The organism is Shewanella sp. VB17 (assembly GCF_013248905.1).
In the GTDB taxonomy this organism is placed as follows: Bacteria; Pseudomonadota; Gammaproteobacteria; order Enterobacterales; family Shewanellaceae; genus Shewanella.
Genome location: NZ_JABRVS010000001.1, coordinates 4,635,363 through 4,656,236, shown reverse-complemented (window position 1 = coordinate 4,656,236; position 20,874 = coordinate 4,635,363). Strand labels below are relative to the sequence as shown.

At 38.1% G+C, this 20,874-nt stretch carries 16 protein-coding genes and 2 pseudogenes; 11 read left to right on the top strand and 7 right to left on the bottom strand.

Features of this window, described 5'->3' with window-relative positions; translation table 11 throughout:
• Window positions 1–4 precede the first annotated feature (4 nt).
• Window positions 5–1,015, top strand: a complete 1,011-nt coding sequence (locus HQQ94_RS20035) for a Gfo/Idh/MocA family protein (RefSeq protein WP_173296077.1) — start codon at window positions 5–7, stop codon at window positions 1,013–1,015.
• Window positions 1,016–1,242: 227 nt separating this feature from the next.
• Here the strand turns inward: HQQ94_RS20035 and HQQ94_RS20030 are convergent, their stop codons facing one another.
• Window positions 1,243–2,346 (bottom strand): hypothetical protein, encoded by a 1,104-nt coding sequence (locus tag HQQ94_RS20030; RefSeq protein WP_173296076.1) that lies wholly within the window; start codon window positions 2,344–2,346, stop codon window positions 1,243–1,245.
• A gap of 560 nt (window positions 2,347–2,906) precedes the next feature.
• Between HQQ94_RS20030 and HQQ94_RS20025 the strand changes: the two genes are divergently transcribed.
• The 5 genes and pseudogenes from HQQ94_RS20025 (at window position 2,907) to cdd (ending at window position 9,566) form a co-directional block, all read left to right on the top strand.
• Window positions 2,907–3,299 carry a VOC family protein gene (locus HQQ94_RS20025; protein WP_173296075.1) on the top strand — a complete coding sequence of 131 codons (393 nt, stop codon included), beginning with the start codon at window positions 2,907–2,909 and terminating at the stop codon, window positions 3,297–3,299.
• A gap of 553 nt (window positions 3,300–3,852) precedes the next feature.
• Window positions 3,853–6,450: a bifunctional aconitate hydratase 2/2-methylisocitrate dehydratase gene (acnB, locus tag HQQ94_RS20020; protein ID WP_173296074.1), complete on the top strand. Its 2,598-nt coding sequence runs from the start codon at window positions 3,853–3,855 to the stop codon at window positions 6,448–6,450.
• A gap of 190 nt (window positions 6,451–6,640) precedes the next feature.
• Window positions 6,641–6,784: pseudogene (locus HQQ94_RS20015) on the top strand (transposase domain-containing protein); the annotation flags it as partial.
• Between the two features lie 318 nt (window positions 6,785–7,102).
• Window positions 7,103–8,515 carry an exodeoxyribonuclease I gene (gene sbcB / locus HQQ94_RS20010; RefSeq protein ID WP_173296073.1) on the top strand — a complete coding sequence of 471 codons (1,413 nt, stop codon included), beginning with the start codon at window positions 7,103–7,105 and terminating at the stop codon, window positions 8,513–8,515.
• A 160-nt stretch (window positions 8,516–8,675) separates the two neighbouring features.
• Window positions 8,676–9,566, top strand: coding sequence for a cytidine deaminase (gene cdd, locus HQQ94_RS20005; protein ID WP_173296072.1), 891 nt, complete (start codon window positions 8,676–8,678; stop codon window positions 9,564–9,566).
• A 63-nt stretch (window positions 9,567–9,629) separates the two neighbouring features.
• On the opposite strand, the gene HQQ94_RS20000 is transcribed toward cdd, so the two are convergent.
• Together HQQ94_RS20000 and HQQ94_RS19995 are read right to left on the bottom strand one after the other, a co-directional pair.
• On the bottom strand, window positions 9,630–10,505 hold the full coding sequence (locus tag HQQ94_RS20000) for an NAD(P)-dependent oxidoreductase (protein WP_173296071.1): 876 nt from the start codon (window positions 10,503–10,505) through the stop codon (window positions 9,630–9,632).
• Window positions 10,506–10,713: 208 nt separating this feature from the next.
• Entirely contained in the window at window positions 10,714–11,190 is a 477-nt protein-coding gene (locus tag HQQ94_RS19995) for an acyl-CoA thioesterase (protein WP_173296070.1), read from the bottom strand.
• 301 nt (window positions 11,191–11,491) lie between these two features.
• On the opposite strand from HQQ94_RS19995, the pseudogene HQQ94_RS19990 reads away from it, so the two are divergent.
• A pseudogene (locus tag HQQ94_RS19990) lies at window positions 11,492–11,919 on the top strand (IS4 family transposase); the annotation flags it as partial.
• Between the two features lie 27 nt (window positions 11,920–11,946).
• Here HQQ94_RS19990 and HQQ94_RS19985 read toward each other — a convergent pair.
• Together HQQ94_RS19985 and HQQ94_RS19980 are read right to left on the bottom strand one after the other, a co-directional pair.
• Window positions 11,947–12,702: a hypothetical protein gene (locus HQQ94_RS19985; protein WP_173296069.1), complete on the bottom strand. Its 756-nt coding sequence runs from the start codon at window positions 12,700–12,702 to the stop codon at window positions 11,947–11,949.
• Window positions 12,703–12,830: 128 nt separating this feature from the next.
• On the bottom strand, window positions 12,831–14,048 hold the full coding sequence (locus HQQ94_RS19980) for a DUF3103 family protein (protein ID WP_173296068.1): 1,218 nt from the start codon (window positions 14,046–14,048) through the stop codon (window positions 12,831–12,833).
• 813 nt (window positions 14,049–14,861) lie between these two features.
• Here HQQ94_RS19980 and HQQ94_RS19975 point away from each other — a divergent pair.
• Window positions 14,862–15,740, top strand: a complete 879-nt coding sequence (locus HQQ94_RS19975; protein ID WP_173296067.1) for a transporter substrate-binding domain-containing protein — start codon at window positions 14,862–14,864, stop codon at window positions 15,738–15,740.
• Between the two features lie 369 nt (window positions 15,741–16,109).
• Window positions 16,110–16,988 (top strand): transporter substrate-binding domain-containing protein, encoded by an 879-nt coding sequence (locus HQQ94_RS19970; protein WP_173296066.1) that lies wholly within the window; start codon window positions 16,110–16,112, stop codon window positions 16,986–16,988.
• 125 nt (window positions 16,989–17,113) lie between these two features.
• Here the strand turns inward: HQQ94_RS19970 and HQQ94_RS19965 are convergent, their stop codons facing one another.
• A complete protein-coding gene (locus HQQ94_RS19965; RefSeq protein WP_173296065.1) occupies window positions 17,114–17,950 on the bottom strand; it encodes a MalM family protein in 837 nt (278 codons plus the stop codon).
• Window positions 17,951–18,147: 197 nt separating this feature from the next.
• Window positions 18,148–19,488, bottom strand: a complete 1,341-nt coding sequence (locus tag HQQ94_RS19960) for a maltoporin (RefSeq protein ID WP_217274080.1) — start codon at window positions 19,486–19,488, stop codon at window positions 18,148–18,150.
• A gap of 357 nt (window positions 19,489–19,845) precedes the next feature.
• On the opposite strand from HQQ94_RS19960, the gene HQQ94_RS19955 reads away from it, so the two are divergent.
• Together HQQ94_RS19955 and map are read left to right on the top strand one after the other, a co-directional pair.
• The gene (locus HQQ94_RS19955; RefSeq protein WP_173296064.1) at window positions 19,846–20,052 is read left to right on the top strand and encodes a ParD-like family protein; all 207 of its coding nucleotides are present in this window, start codon (window positions 19,846–19,848) and stop codon (window positions 20,050–20,052) included.
• Window positions 20,045–20,830, top strand: coding sequence for a type I methionyl aminopeptidase (gene map / locus HQQ94_RS19950; protein ID WP_173296063.1), 786 nt, complete (start codon window positions 20,045–20,047; stop codon window positions 20,828–20,830). The genes HQQ94_RS19955 and map overlap by 8 nt, the downstream gene beginning before the upstream one ends.
• The last annotated feature ends 44 nt before the right edge of the window (window positions 20,831–20,874 follow it).

Sequence of the window (20,874 nt, the reverse complement as noted above, 5' to 3'; positions counted from 1 at the left end):
GTAAATGACGATCTTAAATGGAGTATTAAGCTTGAAAATTCGTGTTGGGGTGATTGGTTTTGGCACCATAGGGCGTTTGGTCATCAATGGCATGTTAGCGCACCAAGAGTTTGAAGTTGTGGCCGTTTTTGATCCAGCTTTACAGGATAATCATGCTCAGTCATTGGTTGGTGGTGAATACGAAGGAATTATCATCATGCCAAGCTCCGCAGCATTACTTGCTATGGATAATATTGATTTGGTATATATCGCCACTCCTCCTACTACCCATGTTGATTATTGTCGTCAGGTTATTTCTGCTAAGAAAGCGTTGTGGTGTGAAAAACCGTTATCGGTAGATGTTAGTGAGGCTGAGCAGCTGGTGAGGGAAGTAGAAGCTTCAGGACTCGCTGCTGCAGTCAACTTGTCTTTGGCAAGTAGTCCAGTTCTGGACAAAATATTAACCCTTATGCAAGAGCCTGAGCAAGGGCGTGCACTTAAGGTTGAGATGCGATTTCATTTTAGTAGCTGGCCACGGCATTGGCAATCAGGCGCCGCAGCCTGGCTTTCCAGTCGAGAGCAAGGTGGTTTTCTTCGGGAGATATTTTCTCATTTTGCTTTTCTCCAACATCGTTTATTTGGTGTCATGGAGCTGATGAATAGTGACGTGTCATTTTCTGTTCCTGAGGGCTGTGAAGACTATGTCATGGCGAGTTACCGAACCGGAGATATTGAGATTAAGGTTGTCGGTGGTGTTGGTGGTATGGGCCCAGACATTAATGAATGGACGCTTTATAGCGATAAGCGTGCCCTTCGATACGCTGATTGGAATAAAGTGAGTATTGGAACGATTGAAGGCTGGAAGGAACTTAAATTGGATATGAGCCAAGGTTCTGTGCAGCTGCAACTTGATGAAATAGTTAAAATGCTGTCTGGGCTACCACATAAATTGTCTAGTTTTAGCGAGGCGTTGGCAGTACAACATGTCGTTGAAAATACGTTGGGAGTACACACTAAAGCATCATGTTCTAATTAGGTTAACTTTGAGTGATAATATGGGCTCCATATAGTATATTGAGCCCATAAATGCCTTTAGGGGAGATGTTATGGAATATGCCCTAAAATGTGGCTATTACGCTTCTTGAGTTTTCCTTATCATTTCTGTAGCGGTTATCCTTGGACTCTAAGAATTAAGTGTAACAAGGGAAGTTCCCTTTTCAATCACTGTCATTTTCTCATGCATCTAAGTAACATCAATGAATGTTATAAGGTAGGGGAAATAATAGCACCTAACGTCCAACTAATACTTTGACCATTTATTTTGTTAATAGTTAAAATGTTGTTGTCCTCACTTAACTTATATCCCTTAGATATTAATGCATGCTCATAGGCTGCATTAAAACATTCTGTGTATAGATATTTGTCTTTTTGGTATTCAGGACTCTTATTTTTTAATTGATCCCAATTTGTGCTACAGAAATCTTGTCCCTCTTTGGAAAGCTTGGTAAGTGAGTAATTGTCTGTTATCCCTAGTGTTTTAGCTGTATAATAAAATCCAGCTATAGCGTAAAAGTCATTTTTAGTATCAGCTGTATTCACTAAATGATTAATGAAATGGGTATTATTTACTAGTGATTTAACTTTTTTAGTGCATTTGGTGAAATTTCCCGTACCCAATTTCCCATTTGGTAATAAGAACCCCTTTGGAAAGCAAGAGGATTCATTTAAATATTGTACTATTGCTTGATCTTGACCTAGCCCAAGAAAGCTATATGAAGATAGATAATATGTATTTTCGTTGACAGGTACTACCATAGAATCATCACTTGATTGTTCGAAAGTGATTTGTGTTGAAGCCCCACCTAAGTCCATTACACCCGTTGTTTGTCGTTTATTTTTGAGTGAATCATTGAGATAATTACTTGCCAGCCATGCATAAGCACCTTCGACTTTTCCAGTGATTGTTTTGACGCTGACGTGGGAAGAGGGATAGTGATTTTCAATCCATTCTTTTACTTCATTGTTAATTATCTCTCTTTTGGATGGTGAAACTAGGCGCATGCCCGCTGTGGAATAAAAATTAATGTTATCTGGTTCAGTTGTTACTTCTACGAACAGTTCTGTTAAATACGTATCAAGATTTTTTAAATTCACATTCTGAATTCCCCCTGAAATAGAAAGACTAGAATTACTATCAAAGATAGGTAATCCCTCATCAGAGCCTGAATTATCATAATGGTATTTATAATCATATAAACGAGAACCTGAGCTGCCAGCATCGATTACGAGTGTATTTTCAGCAAAAACAGTTTCAGAAATCAGGGTTGCAGGTAATAAAAGTAGACAAAGCCATTTGTTAATGAGCATAAAAGTTTCCAGAATATTTTTAATAGGATGCGTAATTTAGCTACATTTGAGCAAATTATCTCTCAGGTCTTTACCTTAGATTATTTATTTTTTTTGGGCGCTTTAAGTCACTGGTTTGTTCTTTTTATTTGTGGTTTATGAAGGATAATTAATTTAGAATTGATCACTGAAGAGTGGTAGGTTAACGAGAAGTTAATAACTGGGCAGGGGTTTTATCCTGTTTTTAATCAATAATTTGTTAGCCGTTAGCGTAACTATTAACAATGGAGAAAAATGAGTGTTCGTAAGGAATGCAACTAAACATGATGCGAATAAGTAGTTAGAACTTATCGGGCACAAAGCCGAGTTAGATCCAAGCATTATAAGGGGGTCAGGGATAAATCTTGACGAGTGTTGAGAAACTTGAACGTTATAGATGGGAGCGCCCCTATTCCCGTTTCGATAACATCAGCTAACAATCGCTTTCAGTATGATGTCGAAAGCTCTGACTATGATTATAATTTTTATCATGTCCTATTTATACGAGAATTGAATTTCAACAGATTTAAGGGTTAGTAAGTTTGAAGCAATCAATAGTACACATTGCTATCGTCGTTAAAGATTATGATGAAGCGATTGATTTTTATGTAAACAAACTCAAATTTGAGCTGGTTAAAGATACTTATCAACCAGAGCAAAATAAACGTTGGGTGGTTGTTTCGCCACCAGGTTCCAATGGTGTCACCTTATTATTAGCACGTGCATCTAAGCCTGAACAACATGATTTTGTTGGTAATCAAACAGGCGGTCGAGTTTTTCTTTTTTTAAATACAGATGACTTTTGGCGTGATTATCATCGGATGGTATTTGAAGGTATAAAATTTATCAGAGAACCCCAAGAGCAAGATTATGGCATCGTTGCCGTATTTGAGGACTTGTACGGTAATCTATGGGATTTACTCGAATTAAACTAGTATCGATGCGAGTTATACTAGTAACTGATGTTAAGTCTATATTTTTTCATCGTCTGATATTCTGTCGTTTGCGGTTAAGATCCTTAATCGATTAACGCACCATCCATATCGAAAATGACGGTTTTAAGTAAGGGGGATGTCATATGTCTCCAATATGTTCAGTATAATTATGATGAATAGTAGTACTTTCTAATGTCTTATTTTTCAATAAATAAGTAGTTAAAATACCTTTTTTAAGCGTGATTTCATTTGAGCAAATAGTTATATCTATAAATTTATTATTCGTAACTTATTGTTGATAATGGTATTAATTCTATTTTTGAGCTATGGTTTAACTAACTTGATGGTATTAATAGGATAAATCGCAGTGATTGTTTTTTATACTGTAGATGTGTTTTTCAGTTTATTGCCATGAAAGTGTGATCAGATTCAAACCTTTCTCAAGCTGTAGTATAATACGGTGAGTAATGAGGGTCGAGCCTGCTGAAGTGTGAGCTTTGTTGATGAGCAGTGCTGTTTTGTTGTAAGAACGCCAAATAAGAGGAATATTGCCGTGCTAGAAGCATACCGTAAACACGTCGAAGAGCGTGCTTCAGAGGGCGTAGTCCCTAAGTCATTAGATGCCCCACAAGTAGCAGAATTAGTTGAGTTAATTAAGAACCCACCAGCAGGTGAAGAAGCGTTTCTTCTTGATCTGCTTGAGAACCGTATCCCACCAGGAGTCGATGAAGCTGCTTATGTTAAAGCAGGTTTTTTGGATGCAGTAGCAAAAAGTGAAGTGAGTTCATCTATCCTATCTTCACAGCGTGCTGTTGAACTGCTTGGCACTATGTTGGGTGGTTATAATATTTCCCCCCTAATTGACCAGTTAGATAATGATGCACAAGCGCCATTAGCCGTTATTGCATTATCAAAAACTTTATTAATGTTCGATTCTTTTCATGATGTTGTTGAAAAGATGCAAGCTGGCAATAAATTTGCTCAGCAAGTTGTTGAATCTTGGTCTAATGCTGATTGGTTTTTAAGTCGTCCTAAGCTTGAAGAGAAAATATCATTAACAGTATTTAAAGTCACTGGTGAAACCAATACCGATGACCTATCACCCGCACCGGATGCTTGGTCTCGCCCTGACATCCCACTGCATGCTTTAGCGATGCTTAAGAATGCTCGTGATGGTATTATTCCCGATGAATCAGGTCTGATAGGTCCAATCAAAGAGATAGAACAACTTAAAACGAAAGGTTTCCCATTAGTTTATGTTGGTGATGTTGTTGGTACCGGTTCTTCTCGTAAGTCTGCCACTAACTCAGTGCTATGGTTCATGGGAGATGATATTCCTAATGTTCCTAATAAGCGAGGCGGTGGTTTTTGTCTCGGTGGTAAAATAGCCCCGATTTTCTTCAATACCATGGAAGATGCTGGCGCATTACCCATTGAACTAGATGTCAGCAAGATGGATATGGGAGATGTCATTGATGTTTATCCGTATCAAGGCCTTGTAAAGCGTCATGGTACTGACGAAGTGATCTCTGAATTTACATTGAAAACAGACGTATTGATGGATGAAGTACGTGCCGGTGGTCGTATTCCTTTGATCATTGGACGTGGTTTAACAATGCGTGCTCGTGAAACTTTGAAACTAGAGCCTTCAACGGTATTTGTATTGCCACAAGATGTTGCCGATACGGGCAAAGGTTATACGCTTGCTCAGAAGATGGTAGGTAAGGCATGTGGTGTAGCTGGGATCCGCCCTGGACAGTACTGCGAACCTAAGATGACATCGGTTGGCTCACAAGATACCACAGGGCCTATGACGCGTGATGAACTTAAAGATCTTGCGTGTCTTGGTTTTAGTGCCGATTTGACGATGCAGTCATTTTGTCATACCGCTGCTTATCCTAAGCCGATTGATGTGAACACTCACCATACTCTTCCTGATTTCATCATGAACCGTGGTGGTGTTTCATTACGCCCTGGTGATGGGGTGATTCATTCTTGGTTAAATCGCATGTTACTTCCTGATACCGTGGGGACTGGTGGTGATTCTCATACTCGCTTTCCAATCGGTATTTCTTTCCCTGCTGGCTCAGGTCTAGTTGCATTTGCTGCGGCAACCGGAGTTATGCCTCTGGATATGCCTGAATCAGTGTTAGTGCGTTTTAAAGGAGAGATGCAGCCTGGTATTACATTACGTGATCTAGTGCATGCTATACCTCTTAAAGCAATAGAACTTGGTTTCTTGACTGTAGAGAAAAAAGGCAAAGTTAATTTCTTTTCTGGTCGTGTACTTGAAATAGAAGGCTTAGAAAGTTTGAAAGTAGAGCAAGCGTTTGAGCTTTCAGATGCTTCTGCTGAGCGCAGTGCAGCAGGTTGTAGTATCAAACTGGATAAAGAACCTATCATCGAATACTTAAACTCCAACATTGTGATGTTGAAGTGGATGATTGCTGAAGGTTATGGAGATCGTCGTACTATCGAGCGTCGTATCCTTGCAATGCAAGAGTGGTTGGCTAATCCTGAATTGATGAAAGCAGATGATGATGCAGAATATGCAGCCGTTATCGACATTAATTTAAATGATATTAAAGAACCAATTCTGTGTGCGCCTAATGATCCTGACGATGCAGTGCTACTATCAGATGTAAAAGATACTAAGATAGACGAGGTATTTGTTGGTTCTTGTATGACTAATATCGGTCATTTTAGAGCGACAGGCAAGATGCTCGATAAGTTTGCGACTTCATTACCTACGCGTTTGTGGATAGCACCTCCAACTAAGATGGATCGTGATCAACTAACAGAAGAAGGCTATTATGCTATCTTCGGCAGAGTGGGGGCACGTATTGAGATCCCTGGGTGTTCTTTGTGTATGGGGAATCAAGCACGTGTTGCTGATGGTGCAACCGTTGTTTCAACTTCAACACGTAACTTTCCTAATCGCTTAGGCACAGGTGCGAATGTGTATTTAGCATCTGCTGAACTGGCTGCTGTGGCAGCACTATTAGGTCGCCTACCTTCGAGTGATGAGTATCAGACTTATGCTAAAGAGCTAGATGCAACTGCAGCTGATACTTACCGTTATCTTAACTTTGATAAAATATCTTCTTATACAGAAAAAGCTGGTAAAGTTATTTTCCAGTCAACGGTGTAATAGTTCTGTTTATGTAGGCAGGATGATATAAATAACAAGCCAGCGAGTTCGCTGTAATACCGATCATTTAGTGATTTATCGATCGACTGACTGATCTTTTAGATGCTTCAGAATCCGAGTCCTAGGTCTCGGATTTTTTATGCAAGCTACCCAAGCTTTTGACATGATCAATCAACTCAAACCTCATTAAATTGAAACCCTTGTAGATTTACTACCTTTGGAATTAATAGAGGAAGCATATACTCTCACTGAAACCGTCACGCTTATAAAACGTAAATTAAATTTAGAGTCAATGGCGTGACTGCTTATTGGAATGGCTATTTATAACGATAAATAGATGGCTCATATCATTAATATACTCGATATCGTTGGTAGTATAGTGACTTTATCAATATTACTGTTACGATTTTTACGGTACACTTTCGGATCAATTCCAGTCACTATTACGTATAACTGATTGTAAAACAGAGGAAAGTTGACGCGCTGTGTATATATTTTTGTTAGTTTTATTGCAGAAAACTAGATTTGTACAGAAATGTACACCACATTCGGATGCATCAAGAAACGAAATGAATAGAATTGAAATGAAATTTATGGGAAGTACTGTAAATACAGCTGTTTTAGATGAAAAAATAAATGGAGTGAAAGGTTGATGAAACCAGATAAAATAGAGTCTATATTTTGGCATGATTATGAAACATTCGGCGCGAATCCAGCCAAAGATAGGCCTTCACAATTTGCTGGGATCCGTACCGATTTTGATCTTAATATTATTGGTGAGCCGGAAACATTTTATTGCAAGCTTGCCAATGATTATCTGCCATCACCGATCGCCATTTTAATCACAGGCATTACACCACAATTAGCTAACTTAAAAGGGATCTGTGAAGCTGAATTTATTGGCAAGATCCATCATCTATTTTCTCAAGCGAATACTTGTGTTGCCGGTTATAACTCTATTCGTTTCGATGATGAAGTGTCTCGTCATGGTTTTTACCGTAATTTTTATGATCCTTATGCACGCGAATGGCAACAAGGTAATTCACGCTGGGATATCATCGATCTGATCAGGGCATGCTATGCCTTTAGGCCTGACGGTATTGAGTGGCCACTAAAAGAAGATGGCTCGCCAAGTTTTAAGCTCGAAGACTTAACACGGGCTAATGGTTTAAACCATGAACAAGCCCATGATGCCATGTCTGATGTTTATGCCACTATCGATATGGCTAAGCTTGTCAAAGAAAAACAACCTAAATTGTTTGACTATTTCTTTGGGCTAAGAAAAAAACAAGAAGTGTCTAAGTTAATTGACGTGCTCAATATGCAACCATTGGTTCATGTGAGCTCAAAAATCCATTCACGCCATGGCTGCACCAGTATCATAGCCCCAGTAGCCCATCATTTAACCAATAAAAATGCCATCATTTGTGTCAATTTAGCCATGGATATTTCGCCATTAATTGAGCTCGATGTAGAACAAATAAGAGCGCGCATGTACACCAAACGGGCCGATCTCGCCCCCGATGAACTGCCCATCAGTGTTAAGCAAATACACATCAATAAATGCCCCTTTATTGCATCGACAAAAATATTAACTGATGACAATGCTGAGCGACTTGATATTAACAAAGCATTCGCTAGGGAACAGTATCAACGGCTTAAACAACACCCAGAATTAAGAGAAAAACTAGTCGCTGTATTTGATGTCGAATATGAATCCAGCTCAACGGATCCTGATTTACAGCTCTACAGTGGCGGCTTTTTTAGTTCAGCTGATAAAGCCAAAATGGAAATCATCCGTCATACACTACCGTTAAATTTAGCTGCCCTTGAACTACAATTTGATGATAGCCGACTGAAAGAGATGCTATTTAGATACCGAGGGCGCAATTACCCTGAATTGTTTGATGAATCAGAATCGATGAAATGGCGAGAGTTTTGTCAACAGAGACTCCATGATCCTGATTATATGTTCACCTTAGAAAACTTGGTTAATGAAACATCACAAGATGAAGGTAAACAAAAATTATTAACGGCTTTATGCCATTATCTGAGCAACTTATAATCAATCTCTCATTGAAATGTAATTCAATGACATTATTGCTGTGTTGCAGGCTTTTTTCTTAACCGATTAAGCCTCATCGCCCGACGCCTTACACTACATTCATTGAGATTGAGCAACATTCAAGCTCGAAAGATAAACAGCCTCTAATAGGATCGAGAATATGCAAGATAGATTTATAACGTGCATCGCTCAATTGCCGACATCATTAGCACATGCACTGATCCCTCTCCTTAATGCTGACTTTGCTGGGCATATTGATGCTCAGCAACTGGATATGCTTGTGAGGAAAACTCAATTAGAAGAAAACCAACTTTTACTGGCACTGCTTCCTATTGCCGCTGCATTTGCTCAATCTCCCATTAGTGAATTTCGTGTCGGCGCTATCGTTAAAGGAGAAAGTGGCGATATTTACATGGGAGCAAACTTAGAACTCTCTAGCGAAGCACTGTTTCACACTGTGCATGCCGAACAAAGTGCCATCAGTCATGCTTGGCTCAGTGGTGAACGTCAGATCTTAGCTGTCGTCATTAATTTTTCACCTTGCGGTCATTGTCGTCAATTTATGAATGAGATGATAGAGGGGCAAAAGATCGTTATTCACCTCCCTGAGCAAAAAGCCCAGCCTTTAGCCTATTATCTACCTTACGCATTTGGCCCACATGATCTTGGCATTACTGAGCCATTATTATCTAAGCAACAACATGAGTTAAGTTTGGCAAGTGCAGATCCTGTGATAATCGAAGCCTTGGATCACGCCAGCTTAAGTTATGCACCTTATACAAACAGCTACGCAGCTGTTGTACTTGAAACCAAAGATGGTTCGACTTATTGCGGCCGTTATGCAGAGAATGCTGCTTTTAATCCATCGATGTTGCCGATGCAGATGGCTTTGTCAACGATGGTAAGACACAATCAGGATTTTAGTGAAATTAAGCGAGCTGTTTTGATCGAATCTGCTAATGGCAAAATCTCTCTCGTGGGTGCAACAATGGACGCACTGCATACTGTGGCAGCGGTTGAATTGGAGCATATTGTGCTAGATCCAGAATGAACGATTTAACATTTAATAAAAAGGATTGCCGTTGCAATCCTTTTTATTGAGTAATGGTGTATATTACTGCCTATTTTTTTCAAGCTTAGCTAATAGACTCGAAGTATCCCAACGACTTCCCCCCATTGTTTGTACTTCGCAATAAAATTGATCAATTAACGCTGTAAGCGGTAATTGAGAGCCATTTTTACGTGCTTCATTCAAGGCAATATTTAAATCTTTACGCATCCAATCAACAGCAAAACCTAAGTTATACTCACCCTGCCACATGGTTTGATAACGGTTTTCCATTTGCCAAGATTGCGCAGCGCCTTTGCTTATTACTTCGACAACCTTTTCGCCATCGAGTCCTGCACTACGAGCAAAATGAAGTCCTTCAGCCAGACCCTGTACGACGCCAGCAATACAGATTTGATTAACCATCTTAGTTAACTGACCTGCGCCAACCTCACCAAGTAACTCGACACAACGAGCATAAGCGTTAATAACAGGTTTAGCCTGTGCAAAAGTCGACTCATTTCCTCCAGCCATCACGGTTAGTACGCCATTTTCGGCCCCAGCTTGTCCACCTGATACGGGGGCATCAAGAAAACCTACCCCTTTGAGCGCAGCTAAAGTGCCTATTTCTCGGGCAATATCAGCAGAAGCAGTGGTGTGATCGACAAGCACAGCGCCGCTTTTCATGCCATTTAACACCCCTGTTTCATCGATAGTGACTTGTCGAAGATCCTCATCATTGCCTACACAGATAAACACAAATTCCTGATCTTTGGCCGCAGCAAGTGGTGTCGGCTCCGACATACCACCAAATTCTTTTACCCAGGCATCCGCTTTTGTTTGAGTACGGTTATACACCGTCACTTGATGGCCATTTTTAGCTAAATACCCTGCCATTGGATAGCCCATCACGCCTAAGCCTATAAATGCAACTTTTGCCATTTTTATTCCTATTGAATTAAGTTGATGCCAAAGTTATTTCAAGATACTGAATCCTGCATCTCGGTAAACTTGAGAATACTATACCCCAAATGGACTAGGACATTATTGTTGACTTTACATTTAAGATAAAAAATAGCAAATACTGAATTTTAGCCATAAAAAAGACGCATCAAGGCGTCTTATTAAGCAAGGACAAATAGGTAACAAGCTACTGAACGTGCGCCTCCATCTCTTCCCCTATTTTTTTACGCATTTCCATTAAACGTATCGCAGAATCCCTAAGGTTAATATCTTCAACAAAAACAGGTTGCCACTCAGGCACCTCGCAAGGCTTGCCTTCTTCATCGACAGCAACCATGATCACGATGCAGTGAGTCGTTAAATGACGTTCAGGCTGTTTAGGATCTCCGGCTTTGACATCTATTCCTAGATGCATTGACGTTCGACCTGTATAGATGACTTTGGCACTTGTCTCAACAATATTACCTACATGAATAGGCTGTACAAAGCGTATGCCGCCAGCATAAGCCGTAATACAATATTTACCGCTCCATGCTGCAGCGCAAGCGTAAGCCGCAAGATCAATCCATTTCATCACAGCCCCACCGTGAACCTTGCCGCCAAAATTGACATCTGCAGGCTCAGCCAGAAACCTTAACGTGACTTGACGTTCTTTACCAGCCATAACTATCTCAAAATCATTTAGAATAATACTAATTGTACGACATAAATCGAATGTGGAGTACAACTTAGGTGTTATCTGACTCAAATTTAGATTATTTATCCTAATAAGGCACTGACATCCTGTGCAACTCAGTTATCAATATCACCCCTGGCTTTAACTATACGATCTGAATTTTTGTATTGAGAAGCATAAAAAGCGCCACTAAAAGGCTAATACCGATCATTTAGTGATTTATCGATCGATTGATCTTTTAGATGATGCAGAATGTGAGCCCAATTTCCTAGATTTTTATTAGTGGTAATCGGCAGGTAACGAGCGACATTGGTGAATTCCCTTGAGAAAAATGTCCGATATTAGGTTATTCGTAGCTTGGCGGGTAGTGATAAAATCGTTCAATTAAAAAGTATTCACATATCAGAAAAGGATGACCAGCGCTGCCATATGAGTTGTAAAGAGGGTTGACGGCAAAGAATACGCTGTTTTGACATCAATAATATAGCCGATGAGGTATCCTGTTACGGATGTAGCAGATTTATACGTGCATCGATTGGAAATAGAATTGGGTTACCGTGAGTAGAACACTATATGTTGGGTAATCGTTTAATGTTGAGAAGCCTGTTGCCAGAGCTTGTAAAGTAGGAGCTATGGAGGATATGACTCACCTATAACTTAATTCGTTATCAAATGGCCAAAATGTGCCATCAGCTCAAAGGGGATTGTCTGCCTTATTAGCTGGCTTTTATTTTTATTACTTTGTTATGGTTGATTTTGACTATCGATAAAATCTCTTGCTTGATTGAAATATACTTCGAATAGGCCTTCTGACTTCATTTTATGGAATACCTCTGCTAATTTAATGGCAAGAGCTGTATGGCGTTTGTGTAGGTAGCCATATACTTTAAATTCTTCTAATGTAGTAACCATTTGGATGTGCTCATTACTGAATTCTGGACTGAGTAAGAGTTCTTTGATGAGCGCTGCAACGTCGATGTAAACATCAATTCTTCCACGAATTAACTTACGTAATGAGTTGATGGGGACAGATGAATCCGTTACGTTTTCTAAATGGCTGTGGCTAGATAGACGCTGATGGGCTATGACTACTCCACGGTAATATTCAACCTTATATTGGCTATTTTTAATGTCATCCCATGAATTAACACTAATTGCTGGGTTATGAGTAAAAGCACTGATGTTGGTGAGCATAATAGGCTCTTTTATGCGGACTAAATTAGTATGCTCGGCTTCGTATGTTAAAGTCCTAGCAGCTTCGCCATCAACTCTGCCTAAATCAGCCATTTTGCTTGCTCTTATGGCGGGCATAACACGATATGTAAAAACAATGTCTAAGCGAGCAAAAGCATCAGTATAAATAAGTTCAGTCCACTTACCGTATAAATTGGAGTTTGGCTCAACGTAATAAGCTAGAGTAATTTCTTGTTTATCCGTTGCTTGTGCCATTGCATTGACAAGCAGTAGTAATAAACTTGCTAGTTGAAATTTTCGGTACATCTTCTATGGCTCAAAAAATAGTTTTATCACTAAAGTGTAGACCATAGCATCGTTGAATCGACCCTTAGATAACATAAAAATCAACCGATTTAAGTTGATTTTTATGTTATTTAGGTATCATTTTATTATTATCTAGGTTGAATCATCAGTGGCTTAAAGGTTGTATTTGCATTATCAGTAGAGCCTGGATGGCTTGAGTAAGTCACACCTTCTTGTAGTGTATAATAGACATCAACGTAATCATCATCATTAATAAACCAAGATTCTGGCATTGCATTTAAGAGTCCATTAGTGATCTTTGTTATCGCTGCATAACTTTGCACTTCAGGATCCGGAATGGTTTTTAAAATATCTCCAGCAGCGACTAAAAGGGCAGTAGCTAAATCTCTGTAATTAGTCGCATCGTCGTGCTCCATTAATACTAAATCTGCAGCTGACCAGCGATAACGTTCCCAATGTATAATAATTTGATTCGGGTAATATTCTTGTTTGTCATAATCTAAATAATGCATATCAACCACATCTAGCGTTGGCTCATCGCGAGTTGGATTAATCCCAGTGACGATACCATAGATATCAGCTTTGCCAGACACCCAAGGCTCGCGATCATTTTTCAGACTTATTTGTTCTATTACCGTGCATGAAATAGGTTGTTCAACTTGTGTATCAGATAGAATCGAACTTTTATTCTTGTTTAATTTTGACTTTGTTAAAGTTTGATTTGAAGAAAATATTTTTTTCATTACTGCTATACCCTCACGGGTAGCTTGCTGTTTATCAAGGCTAACGATTAACACTGGTTGCTTAGGAAGTTGGTATACATCTAGAAGGTGGACATTACCATTAATATCGTATGCTTCAATATTGACCCATTGTTCATCATTTCCTTCAGGTTCAAATGCAAATAGTGGAGATGCTCCTTTTTGCCAACTGGCTAACATAGTGGCATCAGCTAAGCGTAATTGGAGTAGATTTGCTATGGGTTTTGTTTGAGATTGATATGATGATGGATCTGAAATAATAATATTTTCAGTTAATTGAAGTCCTTTAGCTCGACGAATAGTGAATTCTGCTTGTCGTATCGACTTGGAGTCGATTCCACTTGATTGAAATATTTCATTAGCATCAAGCGCTAAACTATATTGATCAATGTTAGATTGAAGAAAGGGGGCTATTTTGTTGTATTGGCGGCTGAGATCTAGTGCTATTTGGCGTTTAGCTTCAGAGACGCTTGTGCTGATATCGGCTAAATCTAAAGAAGAGTTTTTTTGTTGCGCATAGGAATAACTGCTAACGGGAAAAAAATTCACGGTCAATAATAGCAAAGTTAATGTCATTCTTTTCATATCAATCCTTATTAATTATATAAATAATTTGAATAAATGTGCTTAATATTGTTTGTTTTTTAGTCCTGCCGACTATAAAAGCACACTACGTAAAGCTTGTAAATAATATTTGTTGCTAAATTTATAAAATAAATTTATTTTTTGTTGATTAAATGATTTTTTATTATTGGTCTAGTTACATAGGAGCCTGTAAATTAGTGCTGTAGATAATAGGTGATATTTTACCTTGATTTTTTTGTGTAGGTAATATAACTAGTTAAAGTGTATATTTTTTGTTTTAAGCATTATTTTTATATTGATTTTCAAGTTGTTTAGACTGATTGTTTTATATTTTAAAGGGTAATATTCTTAACTATCTTGTATGTGATTTTAATGGAAGTTTTATCGATAGATTTATGTATTTCTATTAATGATTAACAGTCATTTGTTACAGTGTTTGTGCTAATGTGAGTGTATTATTTATCTTTGTTGTTAACCCTTTCTACTGCGTTATCGCTCGTTGGTGTAGAATAACTAGACTACACAAGCGGTGTTTTCAAGGTCGTTGACACTCTTCGTTTAAATTTCACGCTACACTTTTCGTCTCTTCATCCGGCACATTATCTGGGTTCATCATGATCTATCATTACAATGTCATTTTCATTTAAATCATAGAATCAGTTATTTAAGTAATATAGCTGTTATGTGTTTGATCACTAAGCATGCTCAATGAGTGACTTCTGAAGGTTAATTTTTAAAATTGGACTATATTTATTGTGTAGTGAATTGTAGGTAGCTGTACATTAAGTTGACAATATAGGTGAATTTAAGTTAATGAAATTAATGGTTATATATTTATTTCTATCAGTTATCTGGTGTTTTTCCCCAAGGGTGGCTGTGGCAAAGTTAATGGTTGTTTATCCTAATGTGAATGGTGATGGGATTAATTTATTTGGATATGCAGCTTTAAAGCTTGCATTAGAAAAATCGGGAGTTGATTTTGAACTGGTTGTTAGTGATTATGCTGTAAATACTCTTAGGATCAGAAAATTAATAAAAGACAGTAAAATCAGTATTTCCGACTTTGGAACTAGCCAAGATTTTGAAGACGAATTTTTACCTATTTATATCCCAATTGATTTGGGACTGAATGGGTGGAGAATTTTTGTTATCAATAGAGAGTCCCAATTAGTGTTTGATCAGATAAAAACAATAGAATCTTTGGCTGATAAAGTTGCTGGACAAGGTATTGGTTGGCCAGATGCTGATATTTTAAGAAGTGCAGATTTACCCGTTGTTGAGGCTCCTGATCTTATCAATTTATTTAAAATGGTAAATAATCATCGATTTGATTACTTTCCATTAGGCGCTAACGAGGCTCATTATTTACTTGAAACATATAAAAATAAAGAAAAGTTAGATAATCTAATTGTTGAAAAAAATATTGTGTTAATTTATCCTTTTGGAAGATTGTTTTTTGTTAAGAAAAATAACATTGAATTATATGATGCAGTAAGGAAGGGGCTGGTTAAATCTTTTTCAGATGGAAGTTTTTTCAAACTTTTTAGGCATCATAAAAGTAATAAGTCGCTATTTGAAAAGGCTAATCTTAGTGATAGGATACAAATTAATATAGGTAATAGTAATATGAGTGAAGAGTTTAAACGTATCCCTGAAAAATACTTTTTTAATTTAAATATGCTTGGAGAATAAATCTTATTTGTAATCCAATATCATAGTCTGTCATTCATCTTATTTCTCGAATTTTCCATATGTGTTAAATTAATTGATTATCCTATTGGATAATCAATTTTATGTCGTCGCCACTCATTTCTATTATCGCTTAATTATCTTAATGATTTAGTTGATATTTATGACTAAGTGGTTGTTAACAATATGTTTTTGTTGATGGTGGTTGTTCGTGTGAACATTTAGTATTCGTGCGTAAAAAAAGTCAAGTGGATTGATGATAACACTTTATTTTATCAGAATTAGTCTATGTTTATTATAAAGCGTATTTTAAAATAACAGCATTCAATACGGCATGCAGGTTATGATAAGTGGCTACGAAGGGGGAAATTAATGAAATTAAGGTTAAGGCATCTGTTTTTATTAGTTTTCATTAGCTTTTTTTCAATTGAAACTATGGCAAAGCTAATGGTTGTCTATCCCAATGTGAATGGTGATGGGGTTAATTTATTTGGTTATGCAGCTTTAAAACTGGCATTAGAAAATTCTGGGGTTGATTTTGAACTTACGGTGAGTAACTACAGCGTAAGCCCATTGCGCATAAGAAAATTAATAAAAGATAATAAAGTAAGTATCGCTGATTTTGGTACTAGTAAGGAGTTTGAAAGTGAATTTTTGCCCATTTATATCCCAATTGATTTAGGATTGAATGGATGGAGAATATTTGTCATTCACGGTGATAATCAGTCTATTTTTGACCGAATAAAAACAATGGAAAACTTGAGAGAAAAAGTAGCAGGGCAAGGCAGAGGTTGGTCTGATGTGTCTATTTTAAAAAATGCAGGGTTAGAAGTTATTGAAGCCCCTAACATCATAAATCTTTTCAAAATGCTGGATAGTAATAGATTTGATTATTTTCCATTAGGAGCCAATGAGGCTCATTATTTACTTGAAACATATAAAAATAAAAAATTAAATAGTAAACTTACAATAGAAAGTAACATCGTTTTAATTTATCCATTTGGTCGGCTATTTTTTGTGAATCATGATAATAGGGAGCTCTATGATGCGGTCAGGATAGGGCTTATCACATCTTTTGAAAATGGCAGTTTTTTTGAATTGTTTAAACATCACAAAAGTAATAAGGCTTTATTTACAAAAGCTTACCTATCTTCTAGAGTGAGAATTATTATCGATAATAATAATATGACCGAAGCATTTAAAAAAATACCTCAAAAATATTTCTTTAACCTAAAGATGCTTGAAGACTAATGACCCAATAATGCTGGTGATCGATGGCTTAGTTCGCGGTGATAGGGCTGGAACAAATGGCCTTTTATAATTAATGAGAATAAAGGTATTATTCTCATTAATTAATAAATGATTTGTTATCCAATCTACTTTACATCAATTTTTTGAGAACTCTTTACGGCCTCAATAAAGGTGGTCTTAGCGGTTGTTGAGCCTGCTTTTTCTGCTTCACTAACTAATGCCATGGCTTTATCGATATCATGGTTCAATACGGCTTGTTTAATTTTTGACTGATATAAGATTTCACTTTCGGTCAGCATCACTGATGTCGGTGTGATCTGAGTTGCGGTTACTATCACGGTTTCAGTTTTATTGGCACCACCATTGATGGGGGCTTGATAAACAGGTTTATAGTAATTTTCTCCTCCTTTAATCAGTCCCATATCATCACTTGAAACCTTAAGCAGTCCCCATGCCGAATGAGGGACTAATGGATCTTTCATACCATAATCTTGTACGTTTAATGATTTTGTCATTTGTTTCGAAGGGCTAATGGCTTGAGTTGAATCAGCTAATCGTGAATAATCAGTGTAGATAATCATATACGTTTCATTTTTTGGATTACCTATATACGAACGGTCAACGGTAAAGCTAGCCTCTACTCGATCACCATCCAAGAGATAAGCTGGTTGATAGGTAAATACATCCTTGCCTATTGTTCGAGTGACGTTGAATTGGCTGTCTAGCATTAGTACACTGGGATTGAATACTGTTTTATCCATCAAGCCTTCGACTTTTATTTGTAGATCACCAGAGTGAAGAGGGAGATGAAAAGCGCTAAAAAAACTTTTTCCTTCTAGAAATTGAAATACAGGTGAAGTGTTATCGATAGCAATCAGCTTATCACTCGTGGCAGCTAATTCTGTATATTGGAATGTGCTCATAGCATTGCAGCAATTACTGGCTTGGTTTAACTCTTGCATCGCCATTTCACGACTGTCGAGAAGGTTTTTGTAGGCCTGAGTGGGAGCGATTACTGATTCAAATGAAGCGCAGCCAGTTAAAAGAGAAAAAAAAACATGAGTGTGAATGTGGAATATTTCATTGTGTAAACCTTACTGCTTAACATCAAAAAAGTGCCCTATTATAAAAGGGCACTAGGAATTTACTTAACTAAATGTTACCACCAAGCTTCAGCTTGGATACCAAAGTTCCAAGCGTTGTCTTGTAAAACACCATATTCGTCAGGACGGAATTGACCATCAGCAGTAATGTATGACGCAAATACACGGATCTCAGGGCGAGCCATGAAGCCGGGACCTGCGGACCAGGCCTGCGCTATGGTATATTTACTACCATTATTGCTGATGTTATCACCATTAAAAGTTGAGTTGTCTTTATGGTATCCTAACTCAACGATAGTTTTCATGATATCGTTCCACTTGTACATAGGACGTATAACAACTGAAAAGGTGTCTTGATCTGTGACATCACTGGTGATCCCTTCTCCCAATCCATTTGCTTCAGCATATAAGACTTGATGGCCGAATTCGATTTTATCGTTAACGGCCAACACACCGAAGTTGATCAAACGAAAACCATCACCCCTGCCAGCACTTTGACTTAAACCACTACCGCTGCCAGACCCATAATCTACGCCCTGTGCAGCAAGTCCGTCGATAAAGTACTGGGCAACGGTTTTATTGAAGCCGCCAACCATAGATTGAGTCAGCTCTGCAGTGAACATGTGACCATCTTTGTAATCAGAGTTAAAGCGTTTTTGCTCATCGGTCAAATTTGCTTTAGCATAATCGTAGCCGACTTCAAGCGAGGCATCGCTCCAAAGTGAGATGCCAGCATAACGGATATCTAATGTATTGGTATTGACGCGAGAAACGAGTTCAGTAACGGGATAACCATCGAAAGGTGAACCGTCATTGTTCACTAATATATAATCACCGCCAACCAAATTGTATCGAATATCACTATCAAGCAAGTCATTAGGGTCATTGCGCACAACTGCGACAGATAACTTACCGGCACCAAGTTGAATGTTCTCAACACCAGCACCAGCACCAGAGACATCCCAGTAATAAGTATCTGAAATATGAATATCATGGCGCTGATAATATCGTTTACCGGCCCAAGTGGTTTCATCGCCACCAAACAGACCTTTAGCTTGTACGTTAAACTGGCGCAAGGCGAAATCTGCGCTGCCATCAGCGGTGCTTTCCCAATCGCGGCCCTGATCTCCGGCTACCATTGCAATCATAGAGTCAACGTAAAAACTCATATCATCTTTATTGTATACTTCTTGACCTAACTGGATTTCAGCGTAAGTCTCAGATTCATTGCCTAATCGACCGACTTTATGATTGCTGTAAGTTTGCATGTCACCATTATCGGACACACCAATACCTGAGCGCATATAACCATGAAAATCAACCGCAAAAGCTGCCTGAGAGGTTAGCACTGCGGTTACCGCTGCTGCAAGCGGGAGATACTTCATTTTTATGTTCATGTTATTTTTCCTTAAATTCTCACTGGGATAAGCTGATCCTGATATTCATTATCAGTTGTTGTTAGTTGGACCCAATTAAATGAGGGTCACAAATTGCGTTAAGGAGTGGTGGCACATCCATGTTTAACTTAATTACTTGGATCTAGCATTAAGTTTTATTCACTGCCTAAGGCAAATGCATCTTCTCGTAAAAATGAGCTCTTGCCAAGCCCATGTTTATAAGTATCTGCCTTGTTTAATTAAAATATGCGTGAGTTAGAGTTTTTAATCACTTCCATGAACGATTCGTGTGAAGTTAGTTTTATTTTTTACACTTGGAGTATATGATGTGTATATGTTTTGTATATTGGTTTTGTTATGGGTATCGTTAAAATTAGCAATGAACTGCATGAGGAAATTAGAAAAGCCAGTGCTGCGATGGTTCGTTCGATCAATTCACAGTCAGAATTTTGGATTAAAATTGGCATGCTTGCAGAAACCAATCCCAATATGACATATACCGAGATCATACGTGAGCAGTTGAGACTTGCTGAAGTCGACATGGATGGAGCATCTGATGAGTAAAGTGGTGTTAAAGAGCAATGCTGAATTAGATTTTATGCGTAAATCAGGTCAATTATTGGCTTCAGTATTTGCGTATCTAGACCCTCTCGTGGTTCGTGGTATGTCGACTATGCAAGTTAATGACTTAGCAGAAGAGTTTATTGTTAATGAGTTAAAGTCCAGACCCGCAAGTAAAGGGCAATATGACTTTCCATTTGTGCTAAATACGTCAGTCAATGATGTCGTATGCCATGGGGTTCCTTCTAAAGTCAGGTTTTTAAAATCGGGTGATATTGTTAATATCGATATTACATTAGAGAAAAATGGTTTCATTGCCGATTCAAGTAAAATGTATATGATCGATGATGTTTCACCGATTGCGAAACGATTGGTTGAAAAAACATATCAAGCAATGTGGCAAGGCATTAATGTTGTAAAACCTGGCGTGACCTTAGGGGATGTGGGTCATGCTATTCAAAAGTTTGCAACAGCTAATGGGTATTCGGTTGTACGTGAATATTGTGGCCATGGCATAGGCAGAGAGATGCACGAAGCGCCACAAGTTATGCACTATGGAACTCCCAATACGGGTGAGGTGCTTAAGGAAGGCATGACGTTTACTATTGAGCCAATGATTAATCAAGGCGCCTCAAAAGTGAAATTAAAAAAAGATGGGTGGACAGTGGTGACTCGAGATAAAAAACTGTCTGCTCAGTGGGAGCATACGATTGCTGTTACAGCTGACGGATATGAAGTATTAACATTGCGTCATGAAGAGCAGGTGAATGTCTGTGGCTAACTCATATTAAATGCAACTGATGTTAGTTCAATAAGTAATAATCT

What these genes read in the sequence shown, in the direction of transcription:
- HQQ94_RS20035 (WP_173296077.1), top strand. Translation starts at nt 5, where the DNA reads ATGACGATCTTAAATGGAGTATTAAGCTTGAAAATTCGTGTTGGGGTG.
- HQQ94_RS20030 (WP_173296076.1), bottom strand. Translation starts at nt 2,346, where the DNA reads ATGCTCATTAACAAATGGCTTTGTCTACTTTTATTACCTGCAACCCTG.
- sbcB (WP_173296073.1), top strand. Translation starts at nt 7,103, where the DNA reads ATGAAACCAGATAAAATAGAGTCTATATTTTGGCATGATTATGAAACA.
- cdd (WP_173296072.1), top strand. Translation starts at nt 8,676, where the DNA reads ATGCAAGATAGATTTATAACGTGCATCGCTCAATTGCCGACATCATTA.
- HQQ94_RS20000 (WP_173296071.1), bottom strand. Translation starts at nt 10,505, where the DNA reads ATGGCAAAAGTTGCATTTATAGGCTTAGGCGTGATGGGCTATCCAATG.
- HQQ94_RS19995 (WP_173296070.1), bottom strand. Translation starts at nt 11,190, where the DNA reads ATGGCTGGTAAAGAACGTCAAGTCACGTTAAGGTTTCTGGCTGAGCCT.
- HQQ94_RS19985 (WP_173296069.1), bottom strand. Translation starts at nt 12,702, where the DNA reads ATGTACCGAAAATTTCAACTAGCAAGTTTATTACTACTGCTTGTCAAT.
- HQQ94_RS19980 (WP_173296068.1), bottom strand. Translation starts at nt 14,048, where the DNA reads ATGAAAAGAATGACATTAACTTTGCTATTATTGACCGTGAATTTTTTT.
- HQQ94_RS19975 (WP_173296067.1), top strand. Translation starts at nt 14,862, where the DNA reads ATGAAATTAATGGTTATATATTTATTTCTATCAGTTATCTGGTGTTTT.
- HQQ94_RS19970 (WP_173296066.1), top strand. Translation starts at nt 16,110, where the DNA reads ATGAAATTAAGGTTAAGGCATCTGTTTTTATTAGTTTTCATTAGCTTT.
- HQQ94_RS19965 (WP_173296065.1), bottom strand. Translation starts at nt 17,950, where the DNA reads ATGCAAGAGTTAAACCAAGCCAGTAATTGCTGCAATGCTATGAGCACA.
- HQQ94_RS19960 (WP_217274080.1), bottom strand. Translation starts at nt 19,488, where the DNA reads ATGAACATAAAAATGAAGTATCTCCCGCTTGCAGCAGCGGTAACCGCA.
- HQQ94_RS19955 (WP_173296064.1), top strand. Translation starts at nt 19,846, where the DNA reads ATGGGTATCGTTAAAATTAGCAATGAACTGCATGAGGAAATTAGAAAA.
- map (WP_173296063.1), top strand. Translation starts at nt 20,045, where the DNA reads ATGAGTAAAGTGGTGTTAAAGAGCAATGCTGAATTAGATTTTATGCGT.